The sequence below is a fragment of the Oryzomonas sagensis genome, from assembly GCF_008802355.1.
Lineage (GTDB): Bacteria > Desulfobacterota > Desulfuromonadia > Geobacterales > Pseudopelobacteraceae > Oryzomonas > Oryzomonas sagensis.
The window spans coordinates 498,791-518,918 of sequence record NZ_VZRA01000002.1; the positions used below are offsets into that span (position 1 = coordinate 498,791).

Annotated in this window: 20 protein-coding genes; 6 read left to right on the forward strand and 14 right to left on the reverse strand. The window is 63.2% G+C overall.

Features of this window, described 5'->3' with window-relative positions:
- Nucleotides 1–61 precede the first annotated feature (61 nt).
- The 9 genes from F6V30_RS10175 to nuoF all read right to left on the reverse strand — a co-directional run bounded on the left by F6V30_RS10175 (nucleotide 62) and on the right by nuoF (nucleotide 9,674).
- Nucleotides 62–1,417: a TrpB-like pyridoxal phosphate-dependent enzyme gene (locus F6V30_RS10175; RefSeq protein ID WP_151156858.1), complete on the reverse strand. Its 1,356-nt coding sequence runs from the start codon at nucleotides 1,415–1,417 to the stop codon at nucleotides 62–64.
- A gap of 138 nt (nucleotides 1,418–1,555) precedes the next feature.
- Nucleotides 1,556–2,872: a homoserine dehydrogenase gene (locus F6V30_RS10180; RefSeq protein ID WP_151156859.1), complete on the reverse strand. Its 1,317-nt coding sequence runs from the start codon at nucleotides 2,870–2,872 to the stop codon at nucleotides 1,556–1,558.
- Nucleotides 2,873–2,981: 109 nt separating this feature from the next.
- Nucleotides 2,982–3,419: a transcription antitermination factor NusB gene (gene nusB / locus F6V30_RS10185; protein WP_151156860.1), complete on the reverse strand. Its 438-nt coding sequence runs from the start codon at nucleotides 3,417–3,419 to the stop codon at nucleotides 2,982–2,984.
- Nucleotides 3,419–3,886 carry a 6,7-dimethyl-8-ribityllumazine synthase gene (ribH, locus tag F6V30_RS10190; protein ID WP_151156861.1) on the reverse strand — a complete coding sequence of 156 codons (468 nt, stop codon included), beginning with the start codon at nucleotides 3,884–3,886 and terminating at the stop codon, nucleotides 3,419–3,421. The genes nusB and ribH overlap by 1 nt, the downstream gene beginning before the upstream one ends.
- A 127-nt stretch (nucleotides 3,887–4,013) precedes the next feature.
- Nucleotides 4,014–5,129 (reverse strand): cobalt-precorrin-5B (C(1))-methyltransferase CbiD, encoded by a 1,116-nt coding sequence (gene cbiD / locus F6V30_RS10195; protein WP_151156862.1) that lies wholly within the window; start codon nucleotides 5,127–5,129, stop codon nucleotides 4,014–4,016.
- Nucleotides 5,130–5,333: 204 nt separating this feature from the next.
- Complete coding sequence (locus F6V30_RS10200; RefSeq protein ID WP_151156863.1) at nucleotides 5,334–5,969, reverse strand: precorrin-8X methylmutase; 636 nt, start codon at nucleotides 5,967–5,969, stop codon at nucleotides 5,334–5,336.
- Nucleotides 5,969–6,352, reverse strand: coding sequence for a sirohydrochlorin chelatase (locus tag F6V30_RS10205; RefSeq protein ID WP_151156864.1), 384 nt, complete (start codon nucleotides 6,350–6,352; stop codon nucleotides 5,969–5,971). Before F6V30_RS10205 ends, F6V30_RS10200 begins: the two co-directional genes overlap by 1 nt.
- A 55-nt stretch (nucleotides 6,353–6,407) precedes the next feature.
- Nucleotides 6,408–8,399, reverse strand: a complete 1,992-nt coding sequence (nuoG, locus tag F6V30_RS10210; RefSeq protein WP_151156865.1) for an NADH-quinone oxidoreductase subunit NuoG — start codon at nucleotides 8,397–8,399, stop codon at nucleotides 6,408–6,410.
- A 9-nt stretch (nucleotides 8,400–8,408) separates the two neighbouring features.
- Nucleotides 8,409–9,674, reverse strand: a complete 1,266-nt coding sequence (gene nuoF / locus F6V30_RS10215) for an NADH-quinone oxidoreductase subunit NuoF (protein ID WP_151156866.1) — start codon at nucleotides 9,672–9,674, stop codon at nucleotides 8,409–8,411.
- Between the two features lie 268 nt (nucleotides 9,675–9,942).
- Between nuoF and F6V30_RS10220 the strand changes: the two genes are divergently transcribed.
- Nucleotides 9,943–11,574 (forward strand): methyl-accepting chemotaxis protein, encoded by a 1,632-nt coding sequence (locus tag F6V30_RS10220; protein ID WP_246163418.1) that lies wholly within the window; start codon nucleotides 9,943–9,945, stop codon nucleotides 11,572–11,574.
- Nucleotides 11,575–11,612: 38 nt separating this feature from the next.
- On the opposite strand, the gene nuoE is transcribed toward F6V30_RS10220, so the two are convergent.
- The 5 genes from nuoE to F6V30_RS10245 all read right to left on the reverse strand — a co-directional run bounded on the left by nuoE (nucleotide 11,613) and on the right by F6V30_RS10245 (nucleotide 15,539).
- Nucleotides 11,613–12,098: an NADH-quinone oxidoreductase subunit NuoE gene (gene nuoE / locus F6V30_RS10225; RefSeq protein WP_151156867.1), complete on the reverse strand. Its 486-nt coding sequence runs from the start codon at nucleotides 12,096–12,098 to the stop codon at nucleotides 11,613–11,615.
- A gap of 188 nt (nucleotides 12,099–12,286) precedes the next feature.
- The gene (gene hemW / locus F6V30_RS10230) at nucleotides 12,287–13,429 is read right to left on the reverse strand and encodes a radical SAM family heme chaperone HemW (RefSeq protein ID WP_151156868.1); all 1,143 of its coding nucleotides are present in this window, start codon (nucleotides 13,427–13,429) and stop codon (nucleotides 12,287–12,289) included.
- 190 nt (nucleotides 13,430–13,619) lie between these two features.
- A complete protein-coding gene (locus F6V30_RS10235; RefSeq protein WP_151156869.1) occupies nucleotides 13,620–14,084 on the reverse strand; it encodes a hypothetical protein in 465 nt (154 codons plus the stop codon).
- Nucleotides 14,056–14,631, reverse strand: a complete 576-nt coding sequence (locus tag F6V30_RS10240; RefSeq protein ID WP_151156870.1) for an exosortase/archaeosortase family protein — start codon at nucleotides 14,629–14,631, stop codon at nucleotides 14,056–14,058. The genes F6V30_RS10235 and F6V30_RS10240 overlap by 29 nt, the downstream gene beginning before the upstream one ends.
- Before the next feature lie 26 nt (nucleotides 14,632–14,657).
- Nucleotides 14,658–15,539 (reverse strand): PKD domain-containing protein, encoded by an 882-nt coding sequence (locus F6V30_RS10245; RefSeq protein ID WP_151156871.1) that lies wholly within the window; start codon nucleotides 15,537–15,539, stop codon nucleotides 14,658–14,660.
- Nucleotides 15,540–15,784: 245 nt separating this feature from the next.
- On the opposite strand from F6V30_RS10245, the gene F6V30_RS10250 reads away from it, so the two are divergent.
- The 5 genes from F6V30_RS10250 to F6V30_RS10270 all read left to right on the forward strand — a co-directional run bounded on the left by F6V30_RS10250 (nucleotide 15,785) and on the right by F6V30_RS10270 (nucleotide 20,068).
- Nucleotides 15,785–16,093 (forward strand): c-type cytochrome, encoded by a 309-nt coding sequence (locus F6V30_RS10250; RefSeq protein WP_151156872.1) that lies wholly within the window; start codon nucleotides 15,785–15,787, stop codon nucleotides 16,091–16,093.
- 52 nt (nucleotides 16,094–16,145) lie between these two features.
- Nucleotides 16,146–16,433, forward strand: coding sequence for a DUF507 family protein (locus tag F6V30_RS17455; protein ID WP_151156873.1), 288 nt, complete (start codon nucleotides 16,146–16,148; stop codon nucleotides 16,431–16,433).
- Entirely contained in the window at nucleotides 16,430–16,690 is a 261-nt protein-coding gene (locus tag F6V30_RS17460) for a DUF507 family protein (RefSeq protein ID WP_151156874.1), read from the forward strand. The genes F6V30_RS17455 and F6V30_RS17460 overlap by 4 nt, the downstream gene beginning before the upstream one ends.
- A 240-nt stretch (nucleotides 16,691–16,930) precedes the next feature.
- On the forward strand, nucleotides 16,931–17,812 hold the full coding sequence (locus F6V30_RS10265) for an ATP-binding protein (RefSeq protein WP_151156875.1): 882 nt from the start codon (nucleotides 16,931–16,933) through the stop codon (nucleotides 17,810–17,812).
- A 159-nt stretch (nucleotides 17,813–17,971) separates the two neighbouring features.
- Entirely contained in the window at nucleotides 17,972–20,068 is a 2,097-nt protein-coding gene (locus F6V30_RS10270; RefSeq protein ID WP_191965651.1) for a lytic transglycosylase domain-containing protein, read from the forward strand.
- The last annotated feature ends 60 nt before the right edge of the window (nucleotides 20,069–20,128 follow it).

Below are 20,128 nucleotides of genomic sequence, written 5' to 3' on the forward strand. Positions count from 1 at the left end.
TAGGACCTATAGGATGTATAAGTCCTATAGGTCCAAAGGCGTGCAGACGCCTGCTCTTGATTTACAAATCCACCTTGGGCAGCCGCTCCAGCGCTTCGCGAATCTTCCGCTCCGGGTACTCGTAGTCCTCCAGGTTGCCCGAGAGGTAGGCATCGTAGGCGCCCATGTCCAGTTGGCCGTGGCCCGAGAGGCCGAACAGGATGGTCCGCTCCTTCCCCTCTTCCTTGGCCATTACCGCCTCGTCGATGGCGGCGCGCACGGCGTGGGACGACTCGGGGGCCGGGACGATCCCCTCGCTGCGGGCGAAGAGCAGGGCGCCCTCGAAGCAGGAGTTCTGCTTGTAGGCCTTGGCCTCGATCTGCCCGGCGTGGTGCAGTTGGGAAACCAGCGGAGACTCGCCGTGGTAGCGCAACCCGCCGGCATGGATGCCGGGGGGCATGAAATCGTGACCCAGGGTGTACATCATGGAGATGGGCGCCATCTTGGCGGTATCGCCGTAATCGAAGGCGTAGACTCCCTTGGTCAGGGTCGGGCAGGAGGCCGGTTCCACGGCCAGGCAGCGCACGTTTTTGCCGGCGGCCCGGTCGGCGATGAAGGGAAAGGCCAGCCCGGCGAAGTTGGAGCCGCCGCCGCAGCAGGCGATGACCACATCCGGGTAGTCGCCGGCGATCTTCATCTGCTCCCGCGCCTCCTGGCCGATCACGGTCTGGTGCAGGCAGACGTGGTTGAGCACGCTCCCCAGAGCGTAGTTGGTGTCGGCGTGGGTGGCGGCATCCTCCACCGCCTCGGAGATGGCGATCCCCAGAGAGCCGAGGCATTCCGGGTCGTGGGCCAGGATGGCGCGCCCCGCGTTGGTGAACTCCGAGGGGGAGGGGATGACCTGGGCGCCCCACAACTGCATCATGCTCCTGCGGTAGGGCTTCTGGGTGCAGGAAATCTTGACCATATACACCGTGCACTCAAGCCCGAACAGGGAACAGGCCAGGGCCAGGGAACTGCCCCATTGGCCGGCGCCGGTCTCGGTGGCCAGGCGCCGGATGCCGGCCTGCTTGTTGTACCATGCCTGGGGGATGGCCGAGTTGGGCTTGTGGGAGCCTGCCGGGGAGACCCCTTCGTACTTGTAATAGATCTTGGCCGGGGTGCCGAGCGCCTTTTCCAGGCGATGGGCGCGGAAGAGCGGCGCCGGTCTCCACAGTTTGTAGATCTCCCTGACCTCGTCCGGGATATCGATCCAGCGGGTGGGGGACATCTCCTGCTCGATCAGCGCCATGGGGAATATGGCCTGCATGTCGTCCGGGGTGATCGGCTTGAGGGTCTGGGGGTTGATGACCGGGGCCAGGGGGCCGGGCATGTCGGGGATGATGTTGTACCACTGACGGGGGATCTGGTCTTCGCTGAGGAGAATCTTGGTGTTCATGTGGTCGCTCCCGAAATGAAGTCAAACCAGGGAGAGGGGGGAGGTTCTATGGGACTTATGGGTCTCATGGAACTTATAGGACTCATAAGTCCCATGAGACCCATCCCCTCCAATCTCTCCCCGGCAAGGTTGAAGCTGTTACTCCAAGTTGTCCTCGATCCTGATGAAGCCTGTCTGCTGGCTGATGACGTCGAAACGGTCGATCTCCGCCAGGGCGGCCTGCACGGCCCCTTCCCGGGCTTCGTGGGTCATGATCACGATGGGCACCGGCGCCGTGTCGTCGGCCTGGTGCGAGGTCTGGACCATGGATTCGATGCTGATGCCGTGCCTGCCGAGGGCCCCGGAGATGGCGGACAACACGCCCGGCTGGTCCAGGGCGCTGAAACGGAGCATGTACTTGCTGACGATCTCTGCCATGGGTTTGAGCGGCAGGGTGGCTACCTGGTCGTCCATGAAGCCGAGCGGCGCCATCCTGCGCCCCGCGCCGGCCATCATGCTGCGGGAGAGCCCGATCAGGTCGCCCACAATGGCGCTGGCGGTGGGGTTCTGCCCGGCGCCCCGGCCGTAGAACATCACCGGACCGACGAAATCGCCGTGCAGACGGATGGCGTTGAACACGCCGTTCACCTCGGCCAGCGGGTTGTGCAGCGGGATCATGGTGGGGTGGACCCGGGCCTCCACCTGGCCGTTGTTCAGCTTGCCGATGGCCAACAGCTTGATGCGGTAGCCGAACTCGCTGGCGAACTTGACGTCCAGGGCGCTAATGCGGGAGATCCCCTCGGTATAGATGCTGTTGAAATCGATGCGCGTGCCGAAGCAGAGGGAAACCAGGATGGCCAGCTTGTGGGCCGTATCCACTCCCTCGATGTCGAAGGTAGGGTTGGGCTCGGCGTAGCCCAGCTTCTGGGCCGCCGCCAGCATGTCGGCGAAATCCGCCCCCTCCTGGGTCATGCGAGTCAGGATGTAGTTGCAGGTGCCGTTCATGATGCCGAACACGGAGCCGATGCGGTTGGCGGCCAGGTTCCCCTTGATGGAGGTGAGCACCGGGATGCCGCCGCCCACCGAGGCCTCGAACTGTACCTCGACCCCTTTGCGGGCCGCGGCGGCGAAGATCTCGTCGCCGTGCAAGGCCAGGAGCGCCTTGTTGGCGGTGACGATGTGCTTGCCCTTTTCGATGGCCTTGAGCACAAAGGTCTTGGCCGGCTCGTACCCTCCCATCAGTTCGATCACCACCGAGATCTCGGGGTCGTCGAAGATGGCATTCACGTCGGTGGTCAGGCAGGCGGGGTCCACCGTGACGCCGCGGTCGCTGGTGATGTCCAGGTCCGCGATCCTCTTCAGCACGATGCTGGCTCCGACCTTGCTGCGGATGACGTCCGCGTTCTGCTGGAGCAGCTTGACCACCCCGGCCCCGATATTGCCGTATCCTATCAGACCTACCTTGATGTCGCTCATTGCTGACCTCTTTTAGGAAACATCAAATTCCGCCACAGCGTCACGGGCAGGAAACCAAAATCAGGTTCCGCCTTTGATGCTCTCCGTGTCGCTGTGGCTGATGTTGGATTCAGATGTGTTCTTCCGCCGGCCCCTCGGTCTTGGCGCACGCCTCGATCTCGTCCAGGATGCCGTTCACGAAGGCCGGCGAGTCCTTGTCGCCGAAACGGCGGGCGATCTCGATGGCTTCGTTGATGGTGACCTTCTTGGGGATGTCGCTTCTGAACATCAGTTCAAAGACGGCCAGACGCATGACGTTCAGGTCCACCCGCGGCATGCGGCTCAGTGCCCAGTTCTTGGAGCGGGCCTTGATGGCCGTGTCGATGGTCTCGCGATGCTGCTGCACCCCGGTTACCAGCCCCTCGGCAAACTCCCTGGTCCTGGCCGGGGTCTCATCCCGCTCCTCGCGGAAGGTCTGCAAGGTTTCGCGTAGCCCCATGGCCGGATTGGCATCCAGGGCGTACAGCATCTGCAATGCCAGTTCGCGCGCTTCCCGTCGGATGCCCATTAGTTGAGGGCCTTCAGCAGGTTGGCGGTTTCAATGGCCCCGGCGGCGGCCTCGAAGCCCTTGTTGCCGGCCTTGGTGCCTGCACGCTCAACGGCCTGCTCGATGGTGTCGGTGGTCAGAACGCCGAAGATGACCGGCACGCCGCTCTCCAGGGAGACCATGGCCACGCCTTTGGATACCTCGGCCGAGACGAAATCGAAATGGGGTGTGGAGCCGCGGATCACCGCACCCAGGCAGATGATGGCGTCGTACTTGCGGGATTCGGCCAGCTTCTTGGCGGCCAGGGGAATCTCGAAGGCGCCCGGCACGCGGGCCACGTGGATGTCCTTGTCGCTGGCGCCGTGGCGGATCAGGGAATCCAGGGCCCCTTCCAGCAGACGGTCGGAGATGAAGCTGTTGAAACGGGCGACGACGATACCGACCTTCAGGCCTTTGGCATCGAGGTTACCTTCAAAGAATTGTGGCATGACGATCTCCTTGTGCGGGGTGCCGAAAAACCGCTCCGTTTGGGTGATTTTCAACAGCCGGGATGTATGGTGTAAAGAAACACAAATATTATCATAATTTTTTGCGACAAGGGAGAAAAAAGTGCACTCAAAGCCCTGCGCTACGGCCATGGAAGGCGATGGCCCCGCCGTAGTCGGCCACCAGGAACCGGGGGCTCAACTCCGGCACATGGCGTCGGGCGGCGGCGCTGGCGTGGCTGCAGACCAGCTCCAGCAGGCTCGGGTCGAAGTTTGCGGCGATGACGATCTCCCGGGCAGTGTTGGCCGGGGCGATGGTGGCGGTGATGGCCTCGGGCAAGCCCCCCTCCCTTGCCCATCCCAGGAGGGCGGACAGGTCCAGCTCCGACGCGGCGGCGTGGGTGTTCTCGTAGCCGCAGGCGATCTTGAGGAGCTTGGCGAACTGGCAGGCCACGAACGGCTGGAGAAAACCGCGCCGGGCGCAGGATTGCAGGGCATAGGCCACGTGGTCCCCCATCATGACGAAGGTCTCCTCCGGGAGGGCTGTCGCGGGATCGGCGGCGCGGTTCAGGTGGTGCTGGGCCGCCAGTTCGCTGCTGCGGCCGGTGGAGAGGACCACGTTTGGGCAGCCGCAGGCGCGGGCCACGTCCAGGGCCGCGTCGATGGTATCGGTCCACGCCTTGGCCGACAGAGGACGGACGATGCCGGTGGTGCCCAGGATGGAGAGCCCCCCCATGATGCCGAGGCGGGCGTTCAAAGTCTTCTGCGCCCGGAGTTCGCCGTCCGGGATACTGATAGTTACGCGAACCGGGGTGGGGGAATCGGCGAGGGCGTCGCGCACCGCCTGCTCGATCATGCGGCGGGGCACCGGGTTGATGGCCCATTCTCCCGGCCCCACGGCCAGGCCCGGTTTGGTGGCCTTGCCGACGCCGGTGCCACCTTCTATGACGATTCCGTTTTCTCCGGTGGAGGAGTGGGGCGGGGTGGGGACGAACGTCACCCTGGCGTGCAGTTCGGCCCCGTTGGTCACGTCCGGGTCGTCCCCCGCATCCTTCACCACGAAGCAGGCGGCTTCATGGTCGCTGAACCGCTGGTCGTGCAGCGGGAATGTGGCGGAGACCCCGGCGGGCAGGTCGATGGCAACCTCCCCGACCTCCGCCTGGCGCATGAGCATCAGGGCCGCGCCCTTGGCCGCGGCAGCGGCGCAGGCGCCGGTGGTGTAGCCGTGTCGCAGCGTTTTTTTCATCTGGTACCTTGTAGGTTTAAATATTTCGGAGATTTTCTGCCCTCCTCGTTTAGGAGGGCTCTCTGGGCGCTTTGTACCAGCCAGGTTGTTCAAAAATAGTCAGATCGTCGCACCCGCAGAAGGCCCTGAGGAGGCGTAGCAGCGCTACGCCGCACGAAAGGGCCTTCGAGGATGAAGGCCTGATGGCTGTTTTTCAACAACCTCCTACGCCTCTGCGGCCATGATCGCCAGGGCGTTCACCACCGCCGCCGCCACGTTGGACCCCCCCTTGCGCCCCATGTTGGTGATGAAGGGGATGGCGCCGTCCGTGGCCGCCAGGGCGTTCTTGCTCTCCTCGGCCCCCACGAAACCGACCGGCAGGCCGATGATCAGGGCCGGATGGGCTTTACCTTCCCCGACGAGGCGCAGCAGTTCGAACAGGGCCGTGGGGGCGTTGCCGATGACGAAGATGCGGTTGTCCGGGTTTGCCGTTGCCTTGCGCATGGCCGCGATGGAGCGGGTGACCCCTTCGTGCCGTGCCGCCTCGGCCACGTCCGGGTCGGCCACGTGACAGGAGACCCGGCAACCGAAGGGGGCCAGGCGGGCCTTGCTCATGCCGGACAGGGCCATGTTCGTGTCGGTGACGATGCCACAGCCGCTCTTGATGGCCGCCACCGCCTTCTCCACCGCCCCGTCGGAGAACACCATGGAACCGGCATACTCGAAATCGGCGCTGGTGTGGATGCTGCGGCGCACCACCTGCCACTCGGCCTCGGGCCAGCCGTGCTCCCCGGCCTCCTTGTCGATGATGCGGAACGATTCGGCCTCGATCTCCTCGGGCTTCATGGTCAGGGAGTCCATCAGCGCCACCCCAAAAAGTCCAGCGCCTCGCCGATCCGCTCGCTCTCCACCTCGGCCAGCTTGCGGTGCACTCCCAGGTGCGGACCCATCTCCATGACCAGGCCGGGGTGGCGTTTCTGGGCCGCCTCGATCTCCTCGGGCAGGTCGTGGACCACATGGGCGCCCATGAAGAGGAAATAGGGCATGAGCAGGATGCGCTCGGCCCCGCGGTTCACGCAGGCGTCGATACCGTGCTGGATGTTCGGTTCATGCATCTCGCGGAACGAGACCTCCACGATCTCGAAGCCGGTCATTTCCTGTACCATCTTCGCCACCTCGCGGGCGGCGTCGTTTGCCTGGGGGATGCGGCTGCCGTGAGCCATCATCAGGATTGCGGTTTTCATTGTACCTCGCTTTTGATGTGAGTGGTGATGCCGGGCGGTTTTCTCCCCTCCTAGTTTAGGAGGACCCTCTGGGGCCTAAAGGGCTGGGGGTGGTAGTCTGTAATTTTTTCCCATCCCCCTGCGCATCCAACCCCCGCAACCCTTCCCAATGCCCGCTCAGCGGCTCCTCCACCTCTGCCTCCCCCAGGCGCTGCATGAGGGTGGCAATGAGCCGTTCCGCCGGGGCCACGTCGCCGCCGGGGGCGGCCTTGCCGTGGGTCCTGGGCGGGTGCAGTTCGGGGGTGAGGCCCTTGATGGGGAGGCCGGGGTTCATCACCTTGTTGAAGCGCTGGGCGCGCCCCTCGTTATTGATGTAGATCCCCTCCTGCTCCACCCAGGCGGTGGTGGGGAGAAACACCCCGGCCCGGGCCGTGAGCCGGGTGGGCCGCCAGTCGGCGGCGGCCAGCACTGCGATCCCTGGAGGCAGGTCGCAGGGGAGGTCGGCCTCGAAGGAGATGATTCCCCTGATCCGGCCGTCGGCCAGGGCCGTGGAGAGCGCCACGCCGTTGTGTTGCCGGGTCAGTTCGGCGCAGCCGAAAGCGTTGGGGCCGTCCAGGATAAAGGCCAGTTTGGCGGTGCGGGGGACTGACTGCACCGCCTCCACTCCTTCCGTGGTGGCGCCGCAGATGACGACCGGGCGCTTGGCCTCTGCCAGGGGGATGTCTGAAATAGCGGCGAAGTGCTCGAATGGGAAGGGAAGGGGCCCCCTCACCCGGCCTTCGGCCACCCTCTCCCCTGGGGCGAGGGTATGATTTGTGCCTTCTCCCTCGGGGAGAAGGTCGGGATGAGGGGCAATAACGTACACCTTTGCCCCGTTCCGCCACGCCTGGCGCACGGCCAGGGCCATCATGGGGGCATCCGCCAGCAGGTCGCACCCCACGAGGGCGATCAGGTCGGCCTGGCGCACGTCCTCCAGGGAGGCGCTGTCGTCCTCCGTCAGCAGCGCCACCGCCGCGCCGGTCAGTTGGGCCCGGTCCGGGTCGTCGAAGTAGCAGAGCGTCCCGGCGGCGAGCAGTTCCGCGAGGCGCGCCGCCATGATGTTCCCTGCCAGGTCCATGCGGGGCGAGCCCACGATGGCCAGGGCCTGGGGGCCGTGCAGTTCCAGAAAATCGTCGATGCGGGTCGCCAGGGCATCCAACGCCTCGTCCAGGGTGACCGGCCTGCCGTCCACCAATGCCTGGCGGGGGCGGTCGGGGGCGTTGACGACTGCGTTGGCAAAGCGCCCCTTATCGCAGATGAACCAGCCGTTGACCTGATCGTTCCTGCGGGCCGTGGTTTTGAGCAGTTCCCGGTAGCGGGCCATGGGGACGGTGTTGCACCCCAGGGAGCAGTGGGGACAGATGGAGGGGGCCATGTCGTAGTCCCAGTAGCGGGCGCGGAAGCGGGCGGTCTTGTCGGTGAAGACCCCGGTGGGGCAGATGTCCACCAGGTTGCCGGAAAAGGGGGACTCAAGCGATCCCTCCTCCTGGCGGCCGAAGTAGATCGTGGCGGCCCGCCCCATGACGCCGAAGTCGGTGCCCCCGGCGTATTCCTGATAGAAGCGGGCGCAGCGGTAGCACTGGATGCAGCGGTTCATCTCGTGTTCGATGTATTCGCCCAGGTACTGGTTAACGTGGGTGCGTTTTTTGCCGTCGTAGCGCCGGATGCCGTGGCCGCCGGCGATGGTGTAGTCCTGCAACTGGCACTCGCCCCCCTCGTCGCACACCGGGCAGTCGTGGGGGTGGTTGATCATCAACCACTCGATGACGCTCCTGCGCATGGCCACCGCCTCGTCGTCGGTGGTGGAGACCACCATGCCGTCCTGGGCGGGGAGCATGCAGGACATCTGCACCCCCTTGATCGGGCCGTCCAGCATCTTCACGGCGCAGACCCGGCACGCGCCGGCCTTGCCCAGGGCGGGATGCCAGCAGAAATGGGGGATGGGGATATCCACCGACTGGGCGGCTTCCAGCACCGTGGTGCCCTCGGGGACTTCAACCGGTATGTCGTCGATGATGAGTTTGATCATTTTAAATGTTCAATTCCCCAGAGGGCATTTCCCCCCGGTGATATGCTCCCGTACCTCATCCTCGAACAACCTCAGCAACCCTTCCACCGGGCCCATGGCGCCGGGGGCCAGGGCGCAGAAGGCGTAGTTCAGCTTATGCACGTGCTCCCGCAGGATGTCGATGTCGGCCAGGTCGCCGCGACCCGCCTCGATCCGTTCCAGGGTGTGCTGCACAAAGGGGAGCCCTTCCCGGCAGGGGGTGCACCAGCCGCAGGACTCGCGGGCGAAGAAGCGGACCAGGTTGAGGGTGGCGGCCACCATGCAGGTGTTCTGGTCGAAGACCACGATCCCGCCGGTGCCCAGGCGCGAACCGGCCTTGGCCACCGGGTCGAAGTCCAGGGGCACGGTCCAGTGGTCCTTGGTGAAATAGGGGGTGGACGCGCCGCCGGGGATACAGGCCTTGAACGTGCTGCCGGCCCGCATGCCGCCGCAGTGGGTGTCGATGATCTCCCCCAGGGTGGTGCCGATGGGGAGTTCCAGGCAGAGGGGGCTCTGCACATGGCCGCTGACGCAGAAGAGCTTGGTGCCGGCCCCTTCCGGGGTGGCGGCCAGGGCCTTGAACCATGCCGGGCCGTGGGTGACGATGGCCGGGATGTTGGAGAGGGTCTCCACGTTGTTGACCACCGTGGGCTGGCCCCACAACCCCTTGACGGCGGGGAAGGGGGGCTTGGAGCGGGGATTGGCCCGGATGCCCTCCAGGGCGTTCATGAGGGCGGTTTCCTCGCCGCAGATGTAGCGGCCGGCCGACTGGTGCACGTCCAGCTCCAGGTTGAAGCCGCTGCCGCAGATGGCGCTGCCCAGGAATCCGGCCTTGTGGGCACTGGCGATGGCGCCCTTCAGGTTCTGGGCGGCCAGTTCGTAGCCGCGGCGGATGAAGATGAAGGCGCGCTCCACCCCGAGGGCGTAGCAGGCCAGGGCCATCCCCTCCACCAGCAGATAGGGGTTGCGCTCCAGAAGCACCCGGTCCTTGTAAGTGCCCGGCTCCATCTCGTCGCAGTTGCAGATCAGGTAGCGCGGCCCCGGCAGGTTGCGGGGGACGAAGGACCATTTCTTGCCGGTGGGGAACCCGGCCCCGCCGCGCCCCCGCAGGCCCGAGTCGATCACCGTCTGCTGCACGGCGTCGGGAGACAGGTCGGCCAGAGCCATTTTCAGTGCCCGGAAGCCCCCCTCGGCCCGGTATTCGTCGAAGGTCACGGCCCGGTCGGGGCGGTTATGCCTGAAGAGGATATCGTTCATGGTTTGCTCGTGCTTTAAATTACCATCATAGTCCCGGCATGGCAAGCGCGGCACACCGAATTCACCTCCCGTGTTACCGGCGCCCCGTAACCGGTCATGTCATAGCGTCTCCAGGTACTGAAATGTACCGCTAAATGACGTATATTCTGCAAGTAACGTGGTAAGAGGTCTGTTGCTATTTAATAGAAATTTAATGTAAATTTTGCTAAATGAATTGGAATGATGTACGTTTAATAACATAAAATTTACGTGCCGTGAGGGGGGCGCCATGACGTTGTTCAGGAATATCAATCTGGTTTGGAAATTCACGATCTTTGCCGGACTTGCCACGCTGTTGCTTCTGATTGCCATGGTGGTTTCCTACCGGGGCATGCGGGGGACGAACGAACGTTTCGAACTCTATGCCGACAAGTACCAGACCCTCGGCTCCACCGTGGGCGAGATGCAGGCCCAGGGGCTCCAGGCAGAACAGGCTATCCGCAACGTGATCCTCAATCCCGGCGATGACAAGGCCCTGGCCAACTACAAGAAAGCCTCAGCGGAGTTTCTCAAATTACACAAGGAGGCGACCGCAACCGCCGCAGGGATCAAGGATTATGCCAAGAGACTGGAGCAGGTGCCGCCCCTCTGGCAGGAGGCGGCGGTCATCAAGGATGAGATTATCCGTCTGGCCAGGGACGGCAAGCAACCGGAGGCGATAGAGCTTTTGGTGCAGAAGGAAACCCCCCAGTGGCGCCGGATAAAAGACCGGATCATCGAGACCCAGAACGACATAAAGAAGGATATGAAGGCCGAGCGGGCATCCCTTGATGCATTCACGGTGAAAACTTTTACCATGACCGTTGCCACCCTGGTGTTGACCGTCGTGCTGGTCAATGTGCTGCTGCTCGTTTTCTGGCGGGTCATGCAGGGCTCGTTCAACGAATTGACTGGCCGTCTGCGGGATATCGCCTCCGGCGAGGGGGACCTGAGCAAACGCATCGAGATCAAGGGAAAGGATGAGATGGCCCAAGCGGCCCATTGGCTGAACCAGTTCATGAACAAGCTGTCCCAGACCATATCCGGAGTGGCTGGCACCACCTCCACCCTGGCCTCGGCCACCTTTGAACTGAACAGCACCGCCGAGCAGATGGCCGCCAGTACTGAGGCGGTTGCGGCCCAGGCGGGCACCGTGGCGACGGCCAGTGAGGAGATGGCTGCCACGGGCCAGGATATCGCCAGTAATTGCAATATGGCCGCCGAGAGTGCCAACCGCGCGGTGGCAACGACCCAGAGAGGGTTCGAGGTGGTCAGGAACACCGTTAACGGCATCCGCGAGCGGGGTGCGCGGACCAAGGCCAACGCCCGGGCAATCGCCTCCCTGGGCGAACGTTCCGATCAAATCGGCCAGATCGTGGGCACTATCGAGGACATTGCCGACCAGACCAACCTACTGGCGCTGAACGCCGCCATCGAGGCGGCCCGGGCCGGCGAACAGGGGCGGGGGTTTGCCGTCGTGGCCGACGAGGTGAGGGCTCTGGCTGAACGTACCACGCGAGCCACCAAGGAAATCGGCGAGATGATCCGGGCGATCCAGCAGGAGACCAGGAGTGCCATTGTCTCCATGGAGGAAGGGGTTATCGGCACGGAGAAGGGCGCCCAGGAGGCGGCTCAACTGGAGACATCGTTGCAGGAGATCCTGGAGCAGGTGAACGCCGTGACCATGCAGGTAAGTCAGATCGCCACGGCAACGGAGGAACAAACCGCCACGACCAACGAGATCACCAATAACATTCAGAAGATCTCTGAGGTGATCATGGACGCGTCCCGGGGTGCCCAGAACACGGCTGCCGCATCGTCCGGCCTTTCCCGCCTGGGAGAGGACTTACGTAGTCTGGTGGGCCACTTCAGGCTGGCCTAGTTGTGCAAGTTGTAAACCCCCTTATGCGGGGTGTGCCGTCATGGGTCAGCGGGGCGGGGAGTGCGGTGGTCGGCGATGATGGCTGCGGCCTGTTCCGGTGAGACCGGGCCGAAAAGCCGGTCCCCGATCATCAGGGCCGGGGCGTTGCCGCAGTTGCCCAGGCAGCAGCAGGGGAGCAGGGTGACGGCGTTGTCGGCGGTGGTGGCGCCGGCCTCGATCCCCAGGTGGCGTTCCAGGTGGCGCAGGAGGGTTTCGCCCCCCATGGCCCAGCAGGAGATGGAGTCGCACACGTGGACTACCGTTCGTCCCACGGGGCGGCGATAGATCATCTCGTAGAAGGTGGCCAACTCCTCCACCTGGAGGGGGGAAAGCCCCAGGAGGACGGCGGCCTCGGCCACCGCCTCGTCGGTCAGCCAGCCGTAGTGGCGCTGCAACTCCTTCATCACGTCCACCGCGGCCTCGCGGGGGGTGATGGCCTGGGCCACGCGCTGTTCCAGTTCCTGTTTGAGCTGTGCCGGGATCATGGGAGTAGATTATAGATGGTTTGCCGGGAGTGGCAAGGGGAAATGCTAACAGTTTGTTGAAGAATCAGGTTGTTCAAAAATAGTCAGATCGTCGCACCCGCAGAAAGCCCTGAGGAGGCGTAGCAGCGCTACGCCGCACGAAAGGGTTTTCGAGGACGGCGGCGAGATGGCTGTTTTTCAACAACCTCCTAAAGAAAGTGCGCGAAGACCTGGTTGGAGAGGAGCATGCCGCGCCGGGTGAGGCGGACCCTGTTGCCGGCAGGTTCCAGCAGCCCCATGGCGGTCAGTTTGGCCAGGGCTGCCTCGAAGGTTTCATCCAGACCGATCCCGAATTCCTGCCGGAACCCGTCCGCCCCGATGCCGTCCGCCATGCGCAGCCCCAGGAACATGAACTCGGCCATGGCGTCCTGCCGGGTGAGGCTCAACTCCGCCCCATGGGGAAGGCGGCCCTGGGCGATTGTCCCGGCATAGGCGTCCAGGTCGGCCGGATTGCCGAAGCGGACGCCGTATCCCTCCCGCAGGAAGGAGTGGGCCCCGCACCCCAGTCCCAGGTAGCCGTCCCGGTGCCAGTAGCCGCTGTTGTGGGCCGAACGGCGGCCGGGGAGGGCGTAGTTGGCGATCTCGTAATGCTCGTAGCCTGCGGCCGTCAGGACATCGTCCGCCTCCTCGAACATGGCCACCGCCAGATCCTCGTCGGGGAGGAACGGGCTCTCTGCGCCGTAGCGCAGGGCAAAGGGGGTCCCCTCCTCCACGGTCAGGCCGTAGACGGAGATATGCTCCGGTCCCAGGGCCAGGGCTTGTTCCAGTTCGCTGCGCCACATGCCGATGGTCTGTCCCGGCAGGGCGTGGATCAGGTCGATGCCGATATTGGTAAAACCGGCCGCGCGGGCGGCCAGGAAGGCCTCCCTGGCCGCGACTGCGCTATGGATGCGTCCCAGGGCCTTCAACAGGGGATCGTGGAAGGACTGCACCCCCAGGGAGAGGCGGTTGACCCCGGCGCTGCGGAAGGCGGCCAGCCGCTCCCGGTCCACGGTGCCCGGATTGGCCTCCAGGGTGATCTCGGCCTCCCGATCCAGGCCGAACAGTTCGCCCGCCCGTTTCAGGATTCGGTCGATCAGGGGGGGGGCGATCAGGGAGGGGGTGCCGCCGCCGAAGTACACCGACTCCAGCGGCCTCTCCGCTCTGAAAGCGTGGGCTGCCAGGCCCATCTCCGCCAGCAGGGTATGGGCGTAACCATCCAGGTCGGCGGTGGTGGACTCTTGGGAGACAAAGGCGCAGTAGGGGCATTTGCGGCGGCAGAAGGGAATGTGGAGATACAGGCGTGTGAACATAAATGACGTGCAGTGCCGTTTTCCGCCCTGTTGACGCGAGGGCTCTTGGGGAATGATTGATTACTGCCGTTGGTTTCCGACGTGCAACATTATTCCGACCATCTGGCTATAGCACAAAAATGGGGGAATTTAACAAAAAATGTCAAGATCCCGGTTGGGCCGGGGAGGCGGAGAGCCACAAACCCACAATTTACGCCCCATGGCCTGCTCCCTCTCCGCTATGGAAAACGCCGATCTGGCGATACGCGATCATGAACCAGAGTAAAAACGGCAGCAGCCAGTGCCCGAGCATGTCCCAAAGATTGGTGGCGATGATGTGAGGGAGGGTCGGGTTCGGTATCTGGATAAACGGTACCCCCCGCCAGAGCAGGATCATGCAGAAATCCATGAAGAGGTAGAGCAGTATGGCTCCTGCGATGCCGATCAGCCGCTTCCCGATGGCCAGTCCCGGTGTGGCAAGGACCAGAGCGAAGAAGGGGTATAGCTTGACTGAGCTGACATACGGTATGGCCCTCATGGCCTCGGTGGTCGGCATTATCCGGGAGGTGATGAGGACCAGTACGAACCGGCAGGCAAGGTCAAAGCGGGGCAGCAGGGGAACCAACAGTAGGGAAAAGATGATAAGCCTAGCGAGGAAGAACAGGATTTTCTTCACGGTTCACCACCAGTTCAATCCAGGCAAGCCACATGGCAACGACCAGAATGAGGAAGAGCGCCTGCCATGCGTAGTCGTGGGTGAAACGGGCATAGTGCGGAGCATGTTCCGTCACCCAGCCGAGAAAAACGAGCCGGGCTATGTTGGCGGCAAAGATGAACGGCATGCCGACGGCGAGGGCAACGAGCTTTGCCCGGGCGGAAGAGGTATAGGACAGCACAAACGAGACGAAGAGTATGAAGACGTTGATGGCGGTGCATTCCGGCGTGATGATCCACGTCTTGTTTTTGAGCATGATATACGTCGCATCGACGCTGTTTTCGACATTGATGCGCTTCAGGAGGCCGGATACGATCCTGATGGTGCTTTCCCGCAACGGGTCGGTGTCGGCCGGCATCGCGAACCAGAGGGTGAGGTGAAAGATTCCCATGAAAAGGCCGAAGAGCAGGCAGGTCTTCACCAAAGAAGCGGCGGGGCGTTGAACCGCCCCCCTTGGCTCATGGGGCATGTCCCGTTTCCCCGTCGTTTCGTATTCGGCGCTTTTCATTCATCCCTCGGGACTGCTGCGGCGAACTAACCGCGCGAACCCTGGTTTTGTTGTCTCTTTCGCCGGAAGATAATTCCCACGCCCCCCATGATTCCCGGCAAAAGCCACCAGCTCTCCATGACCGGGACAGAGGTTAGAGGTGGGGAGGGGGCAGGGGCGGCGCTCACGGAAACCACGACCGTATCGGAGGCCGTCGCACTGCCATCCGTTACCGACAGGGTAAAGGTGTGGGCTCCTGGGGATAGGGGCGGAAGGCCCGCGAGGTTCAGAGGGGCATTGCCCGAGCCGTCCACCGGCTGGGAATCCTGAAGAACCGTACTCCCCTCCAGCCAGCGGTAGGTCAGGCCGCTTCCCGCAACGCGGCCCTGAAGAATCGTCGAGCTTTGCTGGCTGGCCGAAATGGTAATGTCCGCGCCGGCATCGACGAAAAACGGGTCTACCGTTATATCACCGATGGTCCGGCTCCCATAGGAATGGCCGCCGGTGCCATAGCCCAGGTCATTGGCGTAGAATTCGATCCTGTGATCGTACGGAGTGCCGGAATATGTCAGGGGGACCGTCCTCTGCCATTGGCCGTTGACCGTTGTAATCCAGGCGTCGGCGCCTCCTGCCGCGCCCCCCGCAATGGTGCCCTTGATCTTTTTGCTGCTGGTGCTGTAGGTGTCGTAAATGGCCCAGGGGTAGGCGACGTCGCTATTGGGGTTCACGCTGTCGGTGGCCGTTGCCGTAACCGTGAAGGGGATGCCGATATAGACCTTGCACGGCGCCTCAAGGGTATAGGTCGTCTGATTGCCGCTATCCGTCCATGATGTCGTCCATGTTGAACCCGCCGGACATGTGGCCAGGGCGTAGCCGGCAAAAAACAGGATGAGAAAAAGGACGGAGATGATGGGAACGGCATTTTTCATGACGCGATTCTCCCCGATGAGTGCGGTCCTGCATGAATTTCAGGCGGTAGGTGGTGCAACGAGCTGGAAAATAACAGGTTCATAGCCTGAAGTCACTGCCGTTATTTATACACATTTTTTAGGATTACGGGGGAAAAAATCGATAAATCGGTTTGATATACTTTCATGCCTCTTATGGATTGCAATTTTAGCCGGATTGGGTACAATGTTCCCTCATCTATAAAACAACGCCAAGGAGATTCGTCATGAAACGTGCAGTTGCCATCCTGGTCGCCTTTGTCGCCGTAGCGTTCGTAACGGTTGCGGCCCAGGCTGAGAGCAAGGGCGAGCAGATCTTCAAGCAGAAGTGCGCCATGTGCCACATCGTCAAGGGCAAGGGCGGCTCCATCGGCCCGGACCTGACCAAGATCGCCGCCAGGCTGAAAGAAGGCGACCTCAAGGTCCAGTTGGAGAACCCCAAGAAGAAGAACCCCTCCACCTCCATGCCCTCTTTCAAAACTCTGCCCAAGGCCGATATGGTCGCCCTGCTGGGGTATTTGAAGACATTGAAATAACCGGCGCATCGAAAGGCCTGCCGCGAGGCGGGCCTTTTTTCTTTGGAGGCTTATGCGACTGAGGGAAGATCAGATACACCGCCTGGCGGAAAAGGTGTACAGCGACCTGGCCGCCGAAGGGCTCATCACGCCCAAGGGCGAGCGGGGCGCCGTGGTGGCCGGGATCGCCAAGGCCATCAGCCAGGATTTCAGCCGCGAGCAGCTGCTGGAGCGTGATGCCGAACGGCTGCTGGACGAAACCGTTGCCGCCATGGGGCGGGGCGCCGCAGAGATCGACCGGCGCAAGATGCTCAGGATGATCAAGGAAAAACTGGCAAAAGAACGGAAAATCGTACTATGAGCCTCTCCGAAGACCGCGTATCCAATATGGCCCACGAGGTCATCAACTGCATCTGGCGCGACGACCTGGCCGATGTGATCGACGAAAGCCGGGCTCTGGCACGGGTCAAACAATCCCTGGGCGCCTTCTTCGGCGCCGTCGAGGAAATCGACGGGACGGTGCGCGCCAAGCTGCGGAACCATGCCCAGGGGAGCCGGGACTGGGAACTCCTCTACCAGAAGTTCTACCAGGAAGAGTTGGCCAAGCGGCACCTTTAAGAGGTTGTTGAAAAACAGCCATCAGGCCTTCGTCCTCAAAAGCCCTTTCGTGCGGCGTAGCGCCCCTCATCCTATCCTTCTCCCAAAGGGAGAAGGGATACCGTTACCCTCTCCCTCCGGGAGAGGGTGGCCAAAGGCCGGGTGAGGGACTCCTCATGGCTTGTCTCGCGGGTGCGACGATCTGACTGTTTTTGAACAACCTGAGTTTTCGACAACGTGCTAAACGGAAAGACCAACGATATGCTTGACCCCGAACTGACCGCCCAGCTCAAGCGGGTGCTGACCTCGATTGAACAACTCCTGCCCCGACCGATTCCACGCATCGACTGGTCCGTCACCACCGCCGCCAACTGGCACCGCCATTCCTTTGCCGGATACCTGGAACCGCTGGACGTGGTGGCGAGCATCCGCCTGGACGACCTGCTGGGCATCGACGAGCAGAAGAGCGTGGTCGAGGAGAATACCCGCCAGTTCCTGGCCGGGCTGCCGGCCAACAACTGCCTGCTGTGGGGGACCCGGGGGACCGGCAAGTCGTCCCTGGTGCGGGCCATCCTCAACAGCTACGCACCCCGGGGGTTGCGGGTGATCCAGGTGGACAAGGACGATCTGGTGCACCTGCCGGATATCGTGGACGCCATCAAGGCGGAGCCGTACCGGTTCCTGGTGTTCTCCGACGATGTCTCCTTCGAAACCGGGGAGTCCAGCTACAAGATGCTGAAGAGCGCCTTGGACGGCTCGGTGTACGCGCCCCCGGAGAATGTGCTGATCTACGTCACCTCCAACCGCCGCCACCTGCTGCCCGAGTACGAGAGCGACAATCGCGGGGCCATGCTCTATAATAATGAAGTCCACCACGGCGAGGCGGTGGAGGAGAAGATCTCCCTGTCCGGCAGATTCGGGCTCTGGGTGGGCTTCCATCCCTTCAGCCAGGACCAGTACGTCGAGGTCGTCCGCCAGTGGGTCGGCAAGCTCTGCGCCAAGCGGGACACGGCGTCCATCTGGGATGACGAGGCCCGGCAGGCGGCCATCCTCTGGTCCCAGCAAAAAGGGGACCGCAGCGGCCGCATCGCCTACCAGTTCGCCAGCCATTGGGTGGGAAAGCGGCTTTTGGCCCGGGGTTAGAGGAAAAAAACGGAACGACCGACTTCCGCCACAGGGACGCAGAGACACAGAGGTCCACAGAAAAAAGCAAGGCAGAGTTAAACCGCAGGGTTACATCGAATCTATTACCGCAGGGCCATGGGCACTCGCCCGCGGCCTTTTTTCACGAAAGGCAGGTACATGCAGTTCCCGTATAAATCGTTCCTTATCACCATCACCGGTGTTTCCCTTTTTTCGCTGTCCGTAGTCCCATCCCGCGCCGACGACCTCCTGTCCCAGGCTGCCGCCCAGTTTCGGGAAAAGGATTACAATGACGCCTACTCCCTGGCCAAGAGAAGCGCCGAATCGCCCCAGCGCACCTTTCTGCTCGGCGTGACCGCTCTGCGTCTGGGCAAGGCCGACGAGGCCTTGCCCCTGTTGGCCGGGGCCGAACAGAAGCTCCCCCTGGCAGGGGACTATGCGGCCCTGTACCAGGCCGAGGCGCTGCTGAAGCAGAAACGGTACGCCGAGGCCGCTGCCAAGGCGCAGGCCATTGCCAGGGCTTACCCCGGTTCCCAACTGACCCGCCGGGCCGACAAACTGGCCGCTGACAGCCTGTTCGGGGCCGCCGATTACCGGAGGGCGTTCAAGGCGTACCAGGCTTTTGTGGAACGGTACGCGGCCGGTAGCGACTCGGTGGACGCCCTGTTCCAGGCGGCCCGCAGCCGGGAGGAAAACGGCGACAAGAGCGGCGCGGCCCAGAACTATCGCAGCATCTGGCTGAACAATCCGACCGCGCCCCAGGCGAACCAGGCCCGCGACCGGCTCGCGGACCTGGAGAAAAACGGCGTCAAGACCGCCCTGTTCACCCCCGAGGAACTTCTGCGCCGGGCCTCCAGTCTGTACACCCAGAACGACTTCAGCACCGCCCTGAAGGCGTTGGCGGTGATTCAGACCGATGGCCAGCCCGAGGGTTTTGCCAGCCGGGTGGATTTCCGGACCGGCATGGCCCAGTATCGCCTGCGGAACTTCAAGCTGGCCGAGAAGTCTTTTCTGCGGGCAACCGCTTCCTCCCTGCCGAGCATACGCTCCGAGGCGCGCTTCTGGCGGGCCAAGTCGTTGGAGCGCCAGGGGCAGGATCAGAACGAGCAGGCTTTTGCCCTCTACATGGAGTTGGCGGGCGAAGGGAAACGGCAGGAGTTTGCCGACGACGCCCTGATGGAGGCGGCCGGCCTGCGCAAGAACATGGGGCGTTTTGCCGAGGCGGCGCGCCTGTATGAGCAGCTTGCCAAGAACTTCCCCGGCTCCAGGTTCCTGCCCCGCTCCACCTGGGAGGCCGCCTGGTGCCACTATCTGGCCGGCGAGTACGCCGTGGCCGCCGAAGCGTTCAAGGCGCAGCTCAAGGATAACAACGTGCGGGAAAAGGCGCTGTACTGGCTGGCGCGGACCCTGGAAAACACCGCCTCGGCCGATGCCGCTCTCTACTACCGCACGCTCCTGGACGAATGCCCGGCCGGTTTCTACGCCACCTGGTACCGGGACCGGAAGGGGATCGCCGATCTGCGCGAGCCGTTGGGCAAGCGCAACGCCCTGACGGAACTGCCCCTGCCTGCCGGCTTCGAGAAGCCGCGCCTCCTGGCCGCACTGGGGATGCAGGACGAGGCCCGGGTCGAGATGGCGGCCGCCCGCAAAAAAAACGGCGACAGGAAAGTTGCCTTTCCCGGCCTGGCCCGCATCTATGTGGAGATGGGGGAGTACGGTTCCGCCATCGCCCTGTTCCTGCAAAACCGGCCGATAAAGTGGGAGAAGACCAGCTTGCCGCTCTGGACGGTCGGGTATCCGGTGGCCTTTGCGGATCACATCGGCCAGCAGGCCGCCGCCAACGCCCTCTCGGAAGGGCTGGTCTACGCCCTGGTCCGGGCCGAGAGCGGTTTCTCGCCGACCATCAGATCCGGGGCCGGGGCCATCGGCCTGATGCAACTCATGCCGGCCACGGCCAAGCAGACAGCGCGGGAAAAGGGTAATTTCAACCCACAGCGGCTGGTTGCGGCGGATTACAACATAAAGCTGGGAACGAAGCATCTCCGGGAACTGCTCAAGGGGTTTGACGGGGATGTGGTCTACTCCATCGCCGCCTACAACGCCGGGGCGGCGGCGGTCGAACGGTGGAGGAAGAACTTCAAGGGGCTGAAGAAGGACGAATTCATCGAAAGCATCCCCTACCAGGAGACCCGGGACTACGTGAAGAAGGTCTACGCCGCGGCCGCCACCTACCGGCAGTTGTACGGCATCAAGTAGGCCCGCCCGGCATAGTCTGTATATGAGAAAGGCCTTCCCGGTGGGGGAAGGCCTTTCTCG

Bases quoted from the DNA above. Each gene is read 5' to 3' on its own strand.
- F6V30_RS10175 (WP_151156858.1), bottom strand. From the start codon at position 1,417: ATGAACACCAAGATTCTCCTCAGCGAAGACCAGATCCCCCGTCAGTGG.
- F6V30_RS10180 (WP_151156859.1), bottom strand. From the start codon at position 2,872: ATGAGCGACATCAAGGTAGGTCTGATAGGATACGGCAATATCGGGGCC.
- nusB (WP_151156860.1), bottom strand. From the start codon at position 3,419: ATGGGCATCCGACGGGAAGCGCGCGAACTGGCATTGCAGATGCTGTAC.
- ribH (WP_151156861.1), bottom strand. From the start codon at position 3,886: ATGCCACAATTCTTTGAAGGTAACCTCGATGCCAAAGGCCTGAAGGTC.
- cbiD (WP_151156862.1), bottom strand. From the start codon at position 5,129: ATGAAAAAAACGCTGCGACACGGCTACACCACCGGCGCCTGCGCCGCT.
- F6V30_RS10200 (WP_151156863.1), bottom strand. From the start codon at position 5,969: ATGGACTCCCTGACCATGAAGCCCGAGGAGATCGAGGCCGAATCGTTC.
- F6V30_RS10205 (WP_151156864.1), bottom strand. From the start codon at position 6,352: ATGAAAACCGCAATCCTGATGATGGCTCACGGCAGCCGCATCCCCCAG.
- nuoG (WP_151156865.1), bottom strand. From the start codon at position 8,399: ATGATCAAACTCATCATCGACGACATACCGGTTGAAGTCCCCGAGGGC.
- nuoF (WP_151156866.1), bottom strand. From the start codon at position 9,674: ATGAACGATATCCTCTTCAGGCATAACCGCCCCGACCGGGCCGTGACC.
- F6V30_RS10220 (WP_246163418.1), top strand. From the start codon at position 9,943: ATGACGTTGTTCAGGAATATCAATCTGGTTTGGAAATTCACGATCTTT.
- nuoE (WP_151156867.1), bottom strand. From the start codon at position 12,098: ATGATCCCGGCACAGCTCAAACAGGAACTGGAACAGCGCGTGGCCCAG.
- hemW (WP_151156868.1), bottom strand. From the start codon at position 13,429: ATGTTCACACGCCTGTATCTCCACATTCCCTTCTGCCGCCGCAAATGC.
- F6V30_RS10240 (WP_151156870.1), bottom strand. From the start codon at position 14,631: ATGAAAAGCGCCGAATACGAAACGACGGGGAAACGGGACATGCCCCAT.
- F6V30_RS10245 (WP_151156871.1), bottom strand. From the start codon at position 15,539: ATGAAAAATGCCGTTCCCATCATCTCCGTCCTTTTTCTCATCCTGTTT.
- F6V30_RS10250 (WP_151156872.1), top strand. From the start codon at position 15,785: ATGAAACGTGCAGTTGCCATCCTGGTCGCCTTTGTCGCCGTAGCGTTC.
- F6V30_RS17455 (WP_151156873.1), top strand. From the start codon at position 16,146: ATGCGACTGAGGGAAGATCAGATACACCGCCTGGCGGAAAAGGTGTAC.
- F6V30_RS17460 (WP_151156874.1), top strand. From the start codon at position 16,430: ATGAGCCTCTCCGAAGACCGCGTATCCAATATGGCCCACGAGGTCATC.
- F6V30_RS10265 (WP_151156875.1), top strand. From the start codon at position 16,931: ATGCTTGACCCCGAACTGACCGCCCAGCTCAAGCGGGTGCTGACCTCG.
- F6V30_RS10270 (WP_191965651.1), top strand. From the start codon at position 17,972: ATGCAGTTCCCGTATAAATCGTTCCTTATCACCATCACCGGTGTTTCC.